13 protein-coding genes, 1 pseudogene and 1 riboswitch are annotated in these 15,630 nt (G+C 49.5%); of the genes and pseudogenes, 3 read left to right on the forward strand and 11 right to left on the reverse strand.

The genetic code is table 11. The features are described from left to right. Positions 1-112 precede the first annotated feature (112 nt). On the forward strand, positions 113-1,816 hold the full coding sequence (locus G7035_RS01480) for a methyl-accepting chemotaxis protein (protein WP_019686603.1): 1,704 nt from the start codon (positions 113-115) through the stop codon (positions 1,814-1,816). 99 nt (positions 1,817-1,915) lie between these two features. Here the strand turns inward: G7035_RS01480 and G7035_RS01485 are convergent, their stop codons facing one another. The 10 genes and pseudogenes from G7035_RS01485 to cobD form a co-directional block, all read right to left on the reverse strand. Continuing rightward, the gene (locus G7035_RS01485) at positions 1,916-3,535 is read right to left on the reverse strand and encodes a cobyric acid synthase (RefSeq protein ID WP_019686602.1); all 1,620 of its coding nucleotides are present in this window, start codon (positions 3,533-3,535) and stop codon (positions 1,916-1,918) included. A gap of 38 nt (positions 3,536-3,573) precedes the next feature. Continuing rightward, positions 3,574-4,442, reverse strand: a pseudogene (cobS, locus tag G7035_RS01490) (adenosylcobinamide-GDP ribazoletransferase). Beyond that, positions 4,439-4,999 (reverse strand): bifunctional adenosylcobinamide kinase/adenosylcobinamide-phosphate guanylyltransferase, encoded by a 561-nt coding sequence (gene cobU, locus G7035_RS01495; RefSeq protein ID WP_019686600.1) that lies wholly within the window; start codon positions 4,997-4,999, stop codon positions 4,439-4,441. Before cobU ends, cobS begins: the two are co-directional and overlap by 4 nt. Then, positions 4,996-6,066, reverse strand: a complete 1,071-nt coding sequence (cobT, locus tag G7035_RS01500) for a nicotinate-nucleotide--dimethylbenzimidazole phosphoribosyltransferase (RefSeq protein WP_019686599.1) — start codon at positions 6,064-6,066, stop codon at positions 4,996-4,998. Before cobT ends, cobU begins: the two co-directional genes overlap by 4 nt. 42 nt (positions 6,067-6,108) lie before the next feature. After that, positions 6,109-6,945, reverse strand: coding sequence for an ABC transporter ATP-binding protein (locus G7035_RS01505; RefSeq protein ID WP_019686598.1), 837 nt, complete (start codon positions 6,943-6,945; stop codon positions 6,109-6,111). Then, entirely contained in the window at positions 6,942-7,988 is a 1,047-nt protein-coding gene (locus G7035_RS01510; RefSeq protein ID WP_019686597.1) for a FecCD family ABC transporter permease, read from the reverse strand. The genes G7035_RS01505 and G7035_RS01510 overlap by 4 nt, the downstream gene beginning before the upstream one ends. After that, on the reverse strand, positions 7,985-8,992 hold the full coding sequence (locus G7035_RS01515; RefSeq protein WP_019686596.1) for an ABC transporter substrate-binding protein: 1,008 nt from the start codon (positions 8,990-8,992) through the stop codon (positions 7,985-7,987). Before G7035_RS01515 ends, G7035_RS01510 begins: the two co-directional genes overlap by 4 nt. Before the next feature lie 209 nt (positions 8,993-9,201). After that, positions 9,202-9,417, reverse strand: a riboswitch (cobalamin riboswitch). A gap of 95 nt (positions 9,418-9,512) precedes the next feature. Further along, a complete protein-coding gene (locus G7035_RS01520; protein ID WP_019686595.1) occupies positions 9,513-10,265 on the reverse strand; it encodes a histidine phosphatase family protein in 753 nt (250 codons plus the stop codon). A 14-nt stretch (positions 10,266-10,279) separates the two neighbouring features. Beyond that, complete coding sequence (cbiB, locus tag G7035_RS01525; RefSeq protein ID WP_019686594.1) at positions 10,280-11,251, reverse strand: adenosylcobinamide-phosphate synthase CbiB; 972 nt, start codon at positions 11,249-11,251, stop codon at positions 10,280-10,282. Then, positions 11,241-12,341 carry a threonine-phosphate decarboxylase CobD gene (cobD, locus tag G7035_RS01530; protein ID WP_029514925.1) on the reverse strand — a complete coding sequence of 367 codons (1,101 nt, stop codon included), beginning with the start codon at positions 12,339-12,341 and terminating at the stop codon, positions 11,241-11,243. Before cobD ends, cbiB begins: the two co-directional genes overlap by 11 nt. Before the next feature lie 161 nt (positions 12,342-12,502). Between cobD and lplA the strand changes: the two genes are divergently transcribed. Then, positions 12,503-13,504 (forward strand): lipoate--protein ligase, encoded by a 1,002-nt coding sequence (gene lplA, locus G7035_RS01535; RefSeq protein ID WP_016820664.1) that lies wholly within the window; start codon positions 12,503-12,505, stop codon positions 13,502-13,504. Between the two features lie 162 nt (positions 13,505-13,666). Next, positions 13,667-14,467 (forward strand): Cof-type HAD-IIB family hydrolase, encoded by an 801-nt coding sequence (locus G7035_RS01540; protein ID WP_019686592.1) that lies wholly within the window; start codon positions 13,667-13,669, stop codon positions 14,465-14,467. Positions 14,468-14,605: 138 nt separating this feature from the next. On the opposite strand, the gene G7035_RS01545 is transcribed toward G7035_RS01540, so the two are convergent. Beyond that, positions 14,606-15,517, reverse strand: a complete 912-nt coding sequence (locus G7035_RS01545) for a DMT family transporter (RefSeq protein WP_019686591.1) — start codon at positions 15,515-15,517, stop codon at positions 14,606-14,608. Positions 15,518-15,630: the final 113 nt, after the last annotated feature.

Consider the following 15,630-nt stretch of genomic DNA (forward strand, 5'->3'; position numbering starts at 1 on the left):
AAAGAAAGGAAACAAGTAGATCATGGCTGTCTAGTATCTCATTGGACAAGCGGCCTACATCAAGCAGGGCAATTCGTCTGTTTTATCACCATCATGTGAGAGGAGAATTTTCATGAAGCGTTTTAATCGTTCCCTTGGCGCAAAGCTACGAATTATGTTTTTGCTCATTCAGCTCTTTGCGTCTCTTCTGTTCAGCATCAGTTTTTATGCAGTTTCCATGAGTATCATTAATAGCAGTGTCATGCCTCAAGTAGACCAATTGCTAGAAACTGGGGCTAAAAATGTGTATCAGGATCTCAATATTTCCTTAGCTGTTCAAGCTGGGCAAGGAAGTGGGTCTGGTTCCAGCTCTGCTATGCAGATGGAAGCTTATCTTCAGGACAAGGTTGACACCCTCAAATTAGAATCCGCATATATTGCGGTGCTGAAGGATGATGGTAAGGCCGAAGTTGTCGCACGAAACGTAAAATCAGCATATAAGGTCAAGGATACCCTCGTTCCTGTTGAGGATATTAAAAAAGCCAAACAAGGCGAGATGAATATCAGTGGCATTTACAGCGACTCGCACGGAGTACACAAAACCGCCTTCTTTGCCATATCAGGCAGTAATCTGATTCTTGGCGTGAACGAAGATGTTGGATTCGTACAGGAAAAATCCCAACAAATTCTATGGATTTGCATAGGTATTACACTGACAACACTTATACTGGGCGGAGTTATTTCTACCCTTGTCATACGTAAAGTTGTACAGCCCATTGCCGAATTGGTTCGTCATAGCGAAAAAATTGCCCAAGGTGATCTTTCACAAGACACGAAGGTTCATGGAGTTAATGAAATCGCTCAACTTGCCCGCAGCTTCCAATCTATGTCTCATAACTTGAAAGAAATGATTGGCCATGTGCTTACTACATCAGGTGCAGTTGTTAAAGGGTCGGACGAGCTGCTTCGTCGGACTGAGGCTATGAGTGTAAAAGTGCAGGACTCTACAGCTGCCGCTGAAGAAGTAGCCAAGGGCAGCAACAGCATCGCTTCTGCTGCTGCTGAAAATGCGCAGGCTATGGAGGAGATTGCTCAAGGTGTTCAGCATATCGCTTCCTCTGCCAATGATGTATCTGATCAAATCAGTGAAGCGACGAAAGAAACGGTTAACGGTAATACGCTTGCTCAAAAAGCTGTAGCTCAAATGTCACAGGTAGGACATGCCGCTGATGAGTCGCTTCGATACATACATAGTATGAATGAACGCTCAGAAGCTATTGGTAGCATCGTTTCTGCAATTTTCGATATTACAAAGCAGATTCAAATGTTGTCCCTGAATGCCTCCATTGAGGCTGCCCGTGCGGGCGAGCATGGACGGGGCTTCGCTGTAGTTGCCGGGGAAGTTCGCAAGCTCGCAGAGCAATCCAAAGAAGCAACACAGGAAATTTCGGACTACTTGGTTACCATTCAGGAAGTATCGCAGCAATCTGTGGACTCTGTGACCCAGGTTAGCCGTGAGATTCACTCGGGAACAGAAATGGTTCAGCAGGCGAGTTTCGCTTTTAACCAGCTAAGTGAGCTCATGCAAAAGATCAACGCTACGATTCAAACCGTATCCGCAGCAACAGAGCAAGTATCCGCCAGCTCGGAGGAAGTATCTGCTTCCGTGGAAGAAACAGCTCTCATTGCTGCCAATGCACAGCATATGATTCAGGAGATCGGTTTAAATGCCGACGAGCAACTGAATGAAATGGAAAGCCACAGTGAGGTTGTTCGTCAATTAAGCCAACAAGCAACTGAGCTGCAAAAGGCGGTCCAAAAATTTAAAATTAAGTAAGCTGAGCTGCTAAAAAAGGTATCTCTCAGTCACAAAAATGACTGTAGAGATACCTCTTTATTTTTTAAAAGCGATTTAAAGGATCTTCCATGAAGAAGTTTATGAATCCATCCCCAGAATGCGATAAACTTGCTCCATATCTAAATGAGCGCGTACCACCTCTGCGACACGGTCAAACTCTTGTTCCTTGGCTTCACGTACAGTAAAAGTGCTATCTAAAGCTGCCAAGCCCTTGGCTTGTCGCAATCCATCCAACCAGGACCGGCGAAAACGGTCATTATCAAACACACCATGCAAGTAGGTTCCCCATACCTTACCGTCAATCGTGCCCCAACCTTCCTCAAAGGCGGCCCCTTCCCCACGCTTAATCTGGAATAATGTTTTCATATTCGTTGAGTCTGGAGTCCTGTCTATAGATACATGTGGTTCCGTGACATACTCCGTAACACCCATATGTATTTCATAACCTTCAATGATTGGCTTGGCGGCAGAATCTGAATCAGGTGCAGCGCTTAGCAAAAGCGGGCAATGATTAGACAGGGTTCCTTGAACACGCACGGTTTGCTTTTCCTTTAAGAAGGTCGTGGATAGAGCTAGCCATCCTAATCCATCTGCCTGCTGCGGCAACCCAGATTCGACGGCATCGGGGTCAAATAGCGCTGTGCCCAGCATCTGATAGCCCCCACAAATACCAACCAGTTGTGTGCGTCCCGTCTTCATGGCCTCTCGAATGTCTTCCTCCAGCCCTCTTTCACGCAATTCCAGCAGGTCTCCGATGGTGTCTTTGGTTCCCGGTAAGATAATAGCGTCCGGTACGCCCAATTGTCCGGCCTCTGTGACATAACGTACACTCACGTCAGGCTCTGCAGCCAAAGCATCCGTGTCCGTAAAGTTGGAAATACGCGGATAGCGTATCACCGCTATATCTAATTCTTTATCTTTTGTTGACTGCTTAGGCTTCTTGTCCAGTACGACCGAATCCTCTGCTTCAATGCGAATGTCCGGTAAATAGGGCAGTACACCGAGTACAGGAATACCTGTCCGTTCTTCCAGCCAGTCTAATCCCGGTTGAAGCAGGGACAAATCGCCTCTGAATTTGTTAATGATAAATCCACGGATACGCTGTACTTCATGGGGTTCCAGCAATTCGATAGTCCCTACCAGAGAGGCAAAGACACCGCCCCGGTCAATATCCGAAACCAGCAATACTGGAGCATCCGCCCAGCCTGCAAGGTTCATATTTACAATATCGCGGTCCTTTAAATTAATCTCTGCTGGGCTGCCCGCCCCTTCCATAAGCACAATATCATAGGTATCACGCAGCCGATTCAGCGCATCCATAACGGTATGCTTGGCTTGTGGCAAAAAATCCTTTCGGTAATCAGAGGCGCTCATATAGGCATAAGGTACACCGTGTACAACAATTTGTGAGTGCATGTCCTTGACCGGCTTAATCAGAATTGGATTCATATCGGTCGTCGCCTCAATACCACAGGCTTCGGCCTGCACACCCTGAGCACGTCCAATTTCCTTGCCGTCCTCAGTAACATAAGAGTTTAACGCCATATTTTGTGACTTAAACGGTGCGGGACGATAGCCGTCCTGCAGAAAGATCCGGCACAGTGCAGTCGTTACTACGCTTTTGCCCACATCCGACGCTGTTCCTTGAAGCATCAATATAGCTGCCGGGTTCGTGCGGGACGGTTCGAAAGTTGACAATTGCCTCTTCCCCTTTAACGAATTCATTTCAAATTTGATCACAACCCGTACAAAATGACAATAAACAGCAACAAAACCGTCTCCAGCAATTCGTTCAAAGCTCCGTATATATCCCCCGTAAGTCCCCAAGGCGGCGGTTAATACGGTTTGCAACAAAGGTTCCAGCTCCGTAGGCCAAAAGCGGAAGCAATGCAAATCCTAGCCAGATTGGAAAAGACCCAGAATTCGAAAGATGCATCTGTAAGTATGCCCCTGCTAACGATAGGCCCCCTGCTTCCTCTGTTACTGTAGCTAAACCTGCAAAGATATATTGCCCTGCAGCAGCGCATAGCGTCACTAATACTGCCCAGAATACGGCCAGTCCGACACGTTTACCGTTCATATCAGCAAAACGCGCCGCCAGCCCATCATCGTTACGGGCTTTAGGCCAGCGCCTCATCGCATGTACCATAAACCAACGGCTCCAAACCATCGGAAGTATCAGCAAGCCGGACGCATTTCGCTCAACCAGCACGGTATACAACAAAGAAGCCTTGAGCATGAGTAGCAGCACACAAGCAATAACACCCATTGCTCCTACACGGCTATCCTTCATAATTTCCAGCATCCGTTCACGGGACCTGTAGCTAAACAAGGCATCAGCCGCATCCATCCACCCGTCCAGATGCAGTCCGCCCGTCAACCACACCCAGACAGCAAGGGTAAGAATCGCACATGGCACTGGTGGCAGCACCATAGCCGTAAACGCCGCAAAGCTCCAAACGATAATGGCAATAACCAATCCAACCAGCGGATAATAGCTTGTACTGCGTTTCAGCAACTCCGGGGAAAAATCCAGCTCCGCCTTGACCGGTAGACGGGATAAAAATTGAAAAGCCGCAGCAACAGCCTGACGTTCACTGCTCATAGCTTATATTCCAACTGTTTAAGTTCTACGGGGATGCCCGCCGTTACTAAAAAAACTTCATCACAAAGACGGGCAATCCGCTGATTCATAATCCCGCTCAAATCCCGGTACAGCCTTCCAAGCGGATATTCTGGTACAATACCGTCACCGACCTCATTGGTTACGATGACGAGCGATCCCGGATACTGCTCCACAGCTGTTGCCAGTTCATCCATGGCGGCTCTGGCGACAGTTTCACCGTCCTCGCCTGCGGCCAGCAGTACGTTCGACAGCCACAGGGTCAGGCAGTCGACCAGCACCATAGACGCAGGCTGCGACGCTTGAGCGTCGCCAAGCCGCCGCAGCAGCTCCGGCAGCGCCTGCGCTTCCTCCAGCGTCTGCCAGTCATACCCGGCAGAATCGCGCTGGAGCCGATGAAGGGCGATGCGCTTCTTCATCTCCACATCATAGGCTTGGGCCGTTGCAATGTAGCAGGCGCGCGGCGCGCGCGCCATGCATAATCGCTCGGCAAAGCCGCTTTTTCCGCTGCGTGCCCCGCCGGTCACGAGCGCCTTCATCGCTGCGCGGCTCCCTGACCGTCCGATACACCTGCATCGGCAAAGGTCGCCATTTCGCGCATAATGCGGCACGCCGCATCAATCAGGTGCAAGCTCAGCGCACCGCCCGTGCCCTCCCCGAGCCGCATGTCCAGATGGAGCATGGGCTCCAGCTTGAGCTGGCGAAGCACCGCTGAATGTCCGCGCTCGTCCGAGGCGTGCGAAGCAAGCATGTACGCCGCGCTTGCAGGCGCAAGCGCGCGTGCAGCGAGAGCAGCCGCGCCGGAAATAAAGCCGTCCAGCACCACTGGACAGCGATGTGCGGCTGCGCCGAGGATGACGCCTGCCAGGGCGGCAATCTCCAGACCGCCGACCTTGGTCAGCACGTCCAGCGCGTCATTGGCATCCGGCTGATTCACATCCAATGCGCGGCAGACAACGGCTATTTTACGGGTAAGACCCACCGAATCTACACCCGTCCCCCGGCCTACGATAACTTCCGGCTCAAGCCCGGTGAGCGCACATACAACAGCAGCACTGGCTGTCGTATTTCCAATGCCCAGCTCTCCGGTAACGAATAGCCGTGTGCCACCTTTAACCGCTTCTGCTACAGCTTCAGCTCCGGCCAAAACTGCTTGTTCCGCTTCCGTACGCAGCATGGCTGGCCCTTTAGCCATATTCGAAGTGCCCATGCGCACCTTACGATTCACCAAACTCGGGTGAGAGACATCCGCATTCACGCCAACATCTACTACCTGGACATCAGCGCCCGCATGACGTGCCAGCACATTAATTGCTGCGCCGCCTGACAGCATGTTATACAGCATTTGCTGCGTAACCTCAGCTGGAAAGGCGCTAACTCCCTCTTCACACACCCCATGATCCGCAGCCATGACCATCACCGTTTTACGATCAAATTCAGGCTTGTCCACACCAGTAATTCCTGCTAACTGGATGGCCAAACTCTCCAGCTTTCCAAGACTTCCAGGTGGCTTCGTTAATTGGTCCAAATGTGCTGAAGCTGCCGAAGCCGCCACTCCATCCGGCTGGGCAATGCTATCGATCAGCTGACGCAGCTTGTCGCTCATATCTTCCACTCCCTGATCTTTTTTTAGTATGTTCCCATTCTCCTATTGGTCTGCTGTAGACGCAGCGCTTCTGCGCAGCAAGAGCTGCGGCACACCGCTATCGGGATGCGGAAGCATCACAGGCTCAACACCATATACACGACGAATCCGGTCCTCTGTTAGCAAATCCGATGAAGTACCCAATCCTTCAACCATTCCATCCTTAAGTACAAGCAAATTATCGCAAAACTGTGCCGCCAAATTAAGATCATGCAGGACAGCAATGATTGTCACGCCCGTTTCTTGGCGCCATTCTGCCAGCAACTCCATAAATTCAAGCTGATAGCGCAAATCCAGATAGGTCGTAGGTTCGTCCAGCAGCAATACCTGTGGCTCCTGTACCATCACCTTTGCTAATGCTACACGCTGTCGCTGTCCTCCACTCAAGCGGTCCAATGTTCTGTCGGCCAGTGAAGTTAGACTCAATCGCGCTAGGACCCGTTCCGTAATCGCCTCCACATCAACTCCCTTTTCCCTGCCTAGCCAGTCCTGATGAGGAAACCGCCCCATTTCTATAACTTCCCTGACGGTGTATCTCACTGGAGGAATGCCCTCCTGCTGGAGTACGGCTACAAGTCGGGAAAGCTCTTTTCTGCTGTAGCTACCGACCTTTTTGCCATAGATATGAACACTTCCAGAAGTCGGCTGATCTACGCCAGAAAGCAGATGCAGCAACGTCGATTTACCACTCCCATTCGGACCAATGATCCCCCACCAAGCTCCTTCGTCTACGTTCCAGCTAATATTCTTCAACACATCAAACTCTCCATAAGCACGGGTAAGACCTGCTATTTCTAACGCTTGATCACGCGCCTTCAGTAATTCACTTTGTTCGGTCACAGCAGATCCCCCCTGCGTAGCTTCTTGTTCCGGTACAGGAGATATGCGAAGAACGGTGCTCCCACAAAGGCTGTCATCACGCCCAAAGGAATTTCCGTCGGGGCTAACAGCGTACGAGCTGCCGTATCTGCCCAAGCCATAAAAATAGCTCCACCCAGTGCAGACAACGGAACGATCATCCGGTAATCAGGACCTGTCACCAGACGAATGATATGTGGTACAACGAGTCCGACAAAGCCAATGACTCCGCATACTGAGACAGCGGCAGCTGTCAGCAAGGTAGATATGATCAGGACAGATAGCTTCGTCGCATCTACATGAACCCCCATATGAGCCGCTTGACGTTCACCCAAAGCCAGAATATTCAGCACCCGTGCCCGGTTCCATAGAAACACCAGCCCAACGATCACGTAAGGTAACAGAATTCCCGTATATGACCAACCTCGCAGACTAAGACTTCCCAACGTCCAGTACAATATTTCATTGACTGTTTCCTTCGACATGGCTGTCAGAAAAGAAACAATGGCTCCCCCAAAAAATTGCATCACCACACCTGATAAAATGAGGCTTTGGGTCGGAATTTTCCCACCTTCACGCGCCAACGTCAACACCATCCACAGCGTCAGCATGCCGGTTATAAATGCGACTAGCGGAAGGGTCCATATACCCACAAATGAAAATTGAAGCCCCCAATAAATCAGCACTGCCGCTCCTACCGAAGCTCCCGAAGACACTCCCAGTGTATACGGATCAGCCAAAGGATTACGCAGCACACCCTGAAATCCGGCTCCCGCCAGCGCCAGCGCTGCTCCAACCAACATTCCCAGTAACACCCGTGGCAGTCTCACCTTCAAAATAATCTGCTCTGCAGATGTATTCCAATCCGGTGTAAACGTATCACCTAACCACGGTAGGTGGTTGATCAAAATACCTGTGATCTGGCTGACCGGAAGACTGACCGAGCTGATGCCAAGACAGAGCAGCAGCGTCAGCAGCAGCAAGACAAGACCAGTCCCCCCAAAACCGATCAGTCTACGGTTCATTTGAAAATTTCAGGGTACACGCCCTTGGCTACTTCCTTGAGTCCTTCTGTTACGCGTGGACCTGGACGGCTAATCAAATTATCATCCACGGCAAATACACGATTGTTACGAACAGCCGATATTTGATCCCATCCACTACGAGCTTTTATGATATCGCCGAGGGACTGGCCTGTTTTGTCATCCTTCACACTTTTGCTGTATAAAATCACGTCAGGGTTGGCAGCTATAATATTTTCCTCACTGATTTGGTACCAGCCCTTCTGCGTGGCACCCACGTTTTCGCCGCCCGCCAATGTGATCAGTTCGTCCATAAACTCGCCTTTACCCACTGTCCAGCCTGGTGAAAATTCGACGTATACCCGTAGCTTCTGCCCTTTGCCGATATTTTTAACTCCTTCTTTCACTTCCGCTACATCTGCTCTCATCTTGTCGGTCACCGCTCTCGCTTCTTTCTGATGATCGGTGATTTTCCCATACAATTCGATGTTAGCTATGACATCTTCAACGGTCTTCGGTTCCGTTTTAAAAATCATAATTCCCATGTCACGCAGCTTAGTCGTAGCCTGTTCACTAAGTGAAATTCCTGCAAAAACGACATCAGGGTTCGCAGCAATGATCGCCTCTTCGTTCGGTTTCATAATACCGCCCACTTTAGGCTTTTTCGTAGCTGCCTCCGGGTAATCAGAGTAGTCGGATACACCAACAATTTCCTTATCCAATCCGATAGCGAACAACGCCTCGGTTTCTGCCGGGGAGACGGAAACGATCTTGTCCGGTGCCTTTTTAAATGTAAATTCCTGTCCTGTTGCATCCTTAACCGTTAGCGGGTAAACCGTTTTGCCCGGAGGCTCTTGTGCGGTCACGGTCTGTCCCGGCTGCTGTGAAGAAGCTTGGCCCTCTTTATTTTCTACATTTTTTCCATTCGCGCCACATGCACTCAGCACAACTGCCAATATCAGCGCCAATAGACCTGTTGTCCATACCTTTATTTTTTTGCCTGCCATGATTTGCACCCCTTCATACAAAAATCGTTAAGAGCGTTACTTGAACATCATCCGATATTTTCCTCATTCCAGCCTTCTTTTCCTATCAAAAACCCCCGCATCCTCATATCAGGATACAGGGGTCACGTTAGCACAGATCGTGCGCAGGCGGGCAGCTTCTTTCCGCATGGACAGTCACTGCGAACACGTCATCCTTTCCTCGAAGGATTATGGTGACAGGCGGACGGGCAGGTATCCTGACTTATGGAAGAGGCATGCCCTGATATTCTTTCACATGCTTGGCGGCACATGTAACAGGGCTAATGAGCATGTTTCCATTTACAGTGGCGGGACCGCGTCGGACTCACACCGACTTCCCTTTTAACAGCGCAATGAAGAAAAGCAAGTTCCCTCACACGGCGCCGACCTCGTCTGCTGGATATTTGATGTAGTGTAGTCAAGCCGTTCTTTTACTTGATGATTATAGGTTAAAAAGAGTTAGCTTACAACCCAAACAGCTGCTTGATTCGCCACAACTACCCTAGTGAAAAAGCAATTTTGCTATACAATTGTGCAGTCCTGCCAGCCTTAACTGAAGCCTAATCGCTTCTCCCGGTTTTGGATTCAGACTCCAAAAATCATGACCTGGTATCAGCATACAAACCAATTGGCGAATTACTCCACCATGCGTGACAACCAAAACAGAGGGCGGTGCAGCATTCGACTCTATTGGCTGAACCTTCAAAGCAATGCGCCACGCAAACAGAGAGTCAAGGAATTCACGCAGACGATTCACAAAATGGACCCAAGACTCTCCTCCAGGCGGGGTGATTCGTTGCGGCTCATCAATCCAAGCGCGATACAACGCCACATCCTTAAGCATGTCATACGTTTTTCCATCCCACTCGCCAAAGTGAAGTTCTCGCAGACGTGGTTCCATCATGGGAGGCATAGCAGATAGGGAACGTTCAGTCGTCAATGCTGACTCCGGCAAAATGATCTGCAAGGTCTGGCGACATCGCATCAAGTCACTGCAATAGATTTGAGCAAAGGACTGGCCCTGCAATTTTTCCCGCAAAGGCTTTAATTCCTGCTCTGCTCCAGACAGCAAACTCAAATCGGCATGTCCCAGATATCGACGTTCCTTATTCCATGAGGTTGTGCCATGACGAACTAGCACGAGCTCCATGTCCCACTGCAGATCTTCTTTAGCATCATTCGGCTCACTATCCTGTTGTGGGTTCGGACTTAGTGCACATTCTCGCACTCTTTTCCCTTCTGTATTTTGTTTCAAAATAATGTCACTCCTCACCGCATCCATCCCAAGGCAAAACACCCCGCAGCTCCCAACAAACACAACCCTACAAACATAGTGGATACGGCGAACATCAGCCGGATGGTATGCCGGATATCCTTCGACTCCAGTGGTCGTATCTCTTCGCCCATATATGCCCGAAAGGAGCGTACGCCGTGATACACGTTGTAGCCACCGAGACGAATCCCCAAGGCACCTGCCACTGCTGATTCGGGGAAGCCGCTGTTCGGGCTTGGGTGCAGACGGGCATCCCGCTTGACTGTGCGCCAGCTTCTTGCAGCATCCAGCCGATACAACCACGCCGCTATCACAAGCATAACTGCTGTCAGGCGAGCCGGAATGTAGTTAGCTACATCGTCCAGACGTGCCGAGGCCCAGCCTAAATGCAGGTACTTTTCATTTTTGTAGCCAACCATTGAGTCGAGCGTATTTACGGCACGATATGCCAGTGCCAAGGGGGCTCCCCCGATCAGGGCATAAAAAAGCGGGGAAATAATGGCGTCCACGATATTTTCAGCGACTGTTTCGACGGTACCGCGTACAATTTCAGGCTCGTCAAGCTGCTGCGTATCCCTCCCGACAATCATGCCTAGCTCCCGACGTGCCACAGTCAGGTCATTCGCCTGCAACGCTCGGTATACGGCCATCCCTGCGTCCTTTAGTCCTTTGGAAGCAATTGTGGTTGCAACCAGAACAATTTCTACGACGACAGACAACCATGGGTGAATCCAGGCAAGCACACACAATAGCCCCCAAGCAAGCCCAAAGGAGCCTCCTGCCACAATGAGTGGAAGCAGTATACCCGCACGTTTCAATCCCCGGTCACTGCGGACCTTACGACGAATCGCTTTTTCCAATGCTGAAATGGCATGTCCCATCCCGATGACTGGATGTGGCAACCATCTCGGATCGCCGATTAGCCTGTCCAGCAAATAGGCTGCCATGATAACCAAGCTAACGATCACGCCGCTCCTCCTCCAACACTTCACTGAGTGCAGACAGCAGCATATTATTGGCTTCGGCGTCCTTGACTGCAATTCGAAAATGGCTCGCCGACAGCCCCGGATACATGGCACAGCTACGTATAAGAATCCCACGTTGTCCAAGCGCCTGCTGAATAGCCGATGAACTCCACGTTCCCGGCGCCCTTGCTAGCACGTAATTGGCTTCGCCGGGAACGACACCGCAGCCCCATTCCGCTAAGGCAGTCAGCAAGCGACTGCGCTCCGTCGCAATCAGTTCCTGTGTGCGGCGCTCATAAGCTTGCCCACTTCTCAGACACGCCTCTCCAGCCAGCAACGCCAATCCATTAACACTCCAGGTCACCTGTTTGGCCGTCATTTGCCGGATATAGTCCGGATGAGCAATCGCATAGCCCAATCGCAAGCCAGGAATGGCATAAAATTTGGTCATCGATCGGATCAAAATCACATGAGGATAGCGATCCAGCACAGGCAATAATGAGACTTGTCGTTCCAGTGGGATAAAATCAATAAAGGCTTCATCCACCACCAGCACGGTACCCGTTCTGCCAGCCGCTTCTGCCAGTTCGTATAGCTCCTGCACGCCATATTGCACACCGTTCGGATTATTCGGTTGCCCAAGGAACAGTACATCTACCTGCTTCATGAGCTGAAGGATGTCCTCCACGTCTGCCTTCCATTGAAGCGAAGCCTTCCCGTATACCCGGTGGATCTCGGCTCCAAATTTGCCAGCCAGCTCGGCATATTCCGAAAAACACGGCTCCACTGTGCCCACACGCTTGGGAGCCAGGCCCAATAGCAGCAGCGCCATGCTTTCAGCAGCGCCGTTACCGATGCTCAGCGACTCCGGTGGAACGTGCAGCCGCCGTGCCAGCATATTTTTAAAGTGGCGGTGTCCAGGGTCTGGATAGCGAATCACCGTGTCCAATGAGCTTCGCAGTGCCTCAAGCACCTCCGGTGGCGGGCCGAGCGGATTAATATTCGCACTAAAATCCACAAAATCCGCCGCAGCTCCGCCAAATGTCGCGGCAGCCGTTTCCCTGTCCCCGCCATGACCGTAAACCTCTATCATTGCCTCATATCCTTTCCGCCCGTTTTCAATCATTTAGCTCCATTATGAGGCTGCTTTTCGCGTCCCGTCAATGCAAATGAGCTTTTGTACATGGCTCACTTGGGTTACAATAGGGGGAGGCACACATAAAATACACAGTTTGTATATACGGAGGAATGGACATGCTGTTCATCGACAACCAGGGCATACACGATCCAGCCATTAATCTTGCTATTGAGGAATACGCGCTCAAGCATTTACCGCTGGACGACAGCTATCTGCTGTTTTACATTAATCAGCCTTCTATTATTATAGGCAAGCATCAAAACACCGTTGAAGAAATCAATGCTGAGTTTGTGAGAGACAACAATATTCAAGTCGTTCGTCGCCTGTCCGGCGGCGGGGCTGTATATCATGATCTCGGTAACTTAAATTTCAGCTTCATTACCAAGGATAACGGGGAGTCCTTTCATAATTTCCTCAAATTTACGCAACCTGTGATTGACGCCCTCCACCAAATGGGAGTAGAAGCCGAAATGACGGGACGCAACGATCTGCAAGTCGGAGAACGTAAAATTTCAGGAAATGCTCAATTTGCCACACGTGGACGTATGTTCAGCCATGGTACATTGATGTTCAACCTGAATCTGGACAATGTGGCTGCATCGCTGCACGCCAATCCCGAAAAATTCAAATCCAAAAGCACAAAATCCGTCCGTAGCCGCGTGGCTAACATCAGCGAACTGATGGACCGTGAGATGACCATAGAACAATTTCGCGAGGAACTGCTGCGGTCCATCTTTGGTTCAGAATTGGATCAGGTGCCTCAATATAAGCTCACCGATGCGGATTGGGCTAAAATCCATGAAATTTCCAAAGAACGCTATCAATCGTGGGATTGGAACTATGGTCTATCCCCTGAGAGCAATATCAAGCACACACGTAAATTCCCGGTCGGTATTATAGATATCCGCATGGATCTGAAGGAAGGCTACATCCGTGATATTAAAATCTACGGGGATTTCTTCGGTGTAGGTGATGTCGCTGATATTGAAAATATCCTGCGTGGCAAGCGTTATGATGAAGGTGAGGTCCGTCAAGCCTTATCCTCTCTCGATTTGAAGCATTACTTTGGTAATATTGAACTGGACGACTTTGTTGGACTTGTATTTCTGGAAGACTAAGCGTTACTTTTTTCCATGGTTTCAAGCCAATACTTCAGTGGTTATAAGGGGACAGGCTCTTATGGGCGTCGTCCCTTTTTCAATGCGATATTGTCATTTTGAATATTATAAGATACAATTTTAATATTGCCCCATGATAGAGATAAAGGAGAGAATACCGATATGTATAAATTAATTGCCATTGATATTGATGATACTCTCATTAATGACCAGAAAGAAGTTACTCCAGCGACACAACAGGCATTGGAAGCTGCTGTAGCTAAAGGTGTGGTGGTTACTCTCGCTACTGGACGAGCTTATGCCTCCGCGCACAAAATTGCACGCCAAACGGGGTTGAACGTACCGATCATTACGTACCAAGGAGCTTTGGTTAAAAACCTGCTGGACGAAAACGTGCTGTATGAGCGTTATGTTCCACTCGTAGCTGCACGTCGTCTGTATGAATTCTGCGTGGAACGCAATCTGCATTTGCAAACGTATATAGATGACAAATTGTACACTCGTGAAGATAATCAAAAAATTAAAGATTACACCGAGCTGAACAACACGGAATATTTTGTAGAGCCTGTGTTCAGTAAAGTTATAGAGCAACCAGCTCCTAAATTGCTGATTATCGACGAGCCGGAAGTGTTGGACGAATTAATTCCCGAACTTCGCGAATTGCTTGGCAGTGAAGTGCATATTACAAAATCCAAGCCTCATTTCCTGGAAATTATGCATCATGAAGGCACCAAGGGCCACGCTCTTGCCTTCCTTGCAAACCATTTTGGCTGTGATCTGTCGGAGACCATTGCGATCGGCGACTCTTGGAATGACCATGAAATGCTGGAATGTGCCGGTCTTGGCATAGCGATGGAGAATGCGATTCCTGATTTAAAAAAGCTGGCTGATTACATTACTCGCAGTAATAACGAAGACGGTGTAAAGCATGCCATCGACAAATTTGTACTCAATATTGAATAAGCAGAAACTGACTGTACCCATAATACTTAAATAAAGTATTACAACAACAAAGCCTCCAAACGCCGCATGTTTAGTAATATACGGCAGTTTGGAGGCTTTTTCTATCATATTACATCATATTCTAACAACTTCGAAATATCAGGCAGCAGAGCGTACTTTGCGTCTGTTCACCAGACGGATGATTCCGTTATTCATACACATCAACCCGGTCACAATGAGCAGCACCCCTGCCAGCATCCACCAGCTTACATGTTCTCCATACAAAAAAGCACCCAGGCCTACAGCAATTGGTGGTGAAATGTAGAGCCATGTGGTCGGAAACAATGGATTCGTACGCGCCATAAGCCAGTAAAATAGTGTTTGCGCAATCATGGAGCCAAACAGGATCAAATAAAACAGAGAGCCTATGGCAGGCAGCAGATTCCATCCCTCAGAATTCCAAGGCTCAGTGAAAGCCGACAGTACTAGCAGCATCCAACCACCATGGAACATTTGAGCTGCATTTAAGGCAATCGGATTCGTATCACGAAATGCATCCATAACTCGCTTGGAATACAGGGCTCCACCCGAATAGCATAGCTCACCCAGCAAAATGGCTATGCAACCTGCCAACCACAGGCCGCTGATTTGAACCGCTAAGCCGGGCAATACCACCAGCACGACCCCGAGAAAGCTGATTATACAGCCCATGAGCGTAATTCTCGTCGTTTTTTGCCGCAGTATTGCAGACTGCATCAGTACAATCATCATCGGTCCGGTGGCTGACAAAATAGCGCCGATCCCCGAGCTGACATATTGCTCTGCCCAATACAGTGTTGAGAATGTGCCGAAGGTCGTTCCCGTGCCAATCAGCAGCATTTCCTTACGCCATAACAACGACCACCGAACCTTTCCCGACAGCCTCATCGCAATAAACAAGATCGCCCCTGCTGTCATAAAACGTGCTCCTGCCGATAAGAACGGCGGAAGTCCGGCCTCCACTCCCACTTTGATAGCCAAAAATGTGGTGCCAAAAATAAGACACATAACTGTAAAGGCGATGCCAATCATGATACTTCCCTCTCCCTTCTGTTACTCACAAGCATACAAGGAGACATACAGAACAGATGGGCAACCACAGAACAGTTGTATACGTTTTTGAAGTGCTGTATAGTACAATACAC

This window comes from Paenibacillus polymyxa, from assembly GCF_015710975.1.
In the GTDB taxonomy this organism is placed as follows: Bacteria; Bacillota; Bacilli; order Paenibacillales; family Paenibacillaceae; genus Paenibacillus; species Paenibacillus polymyxa.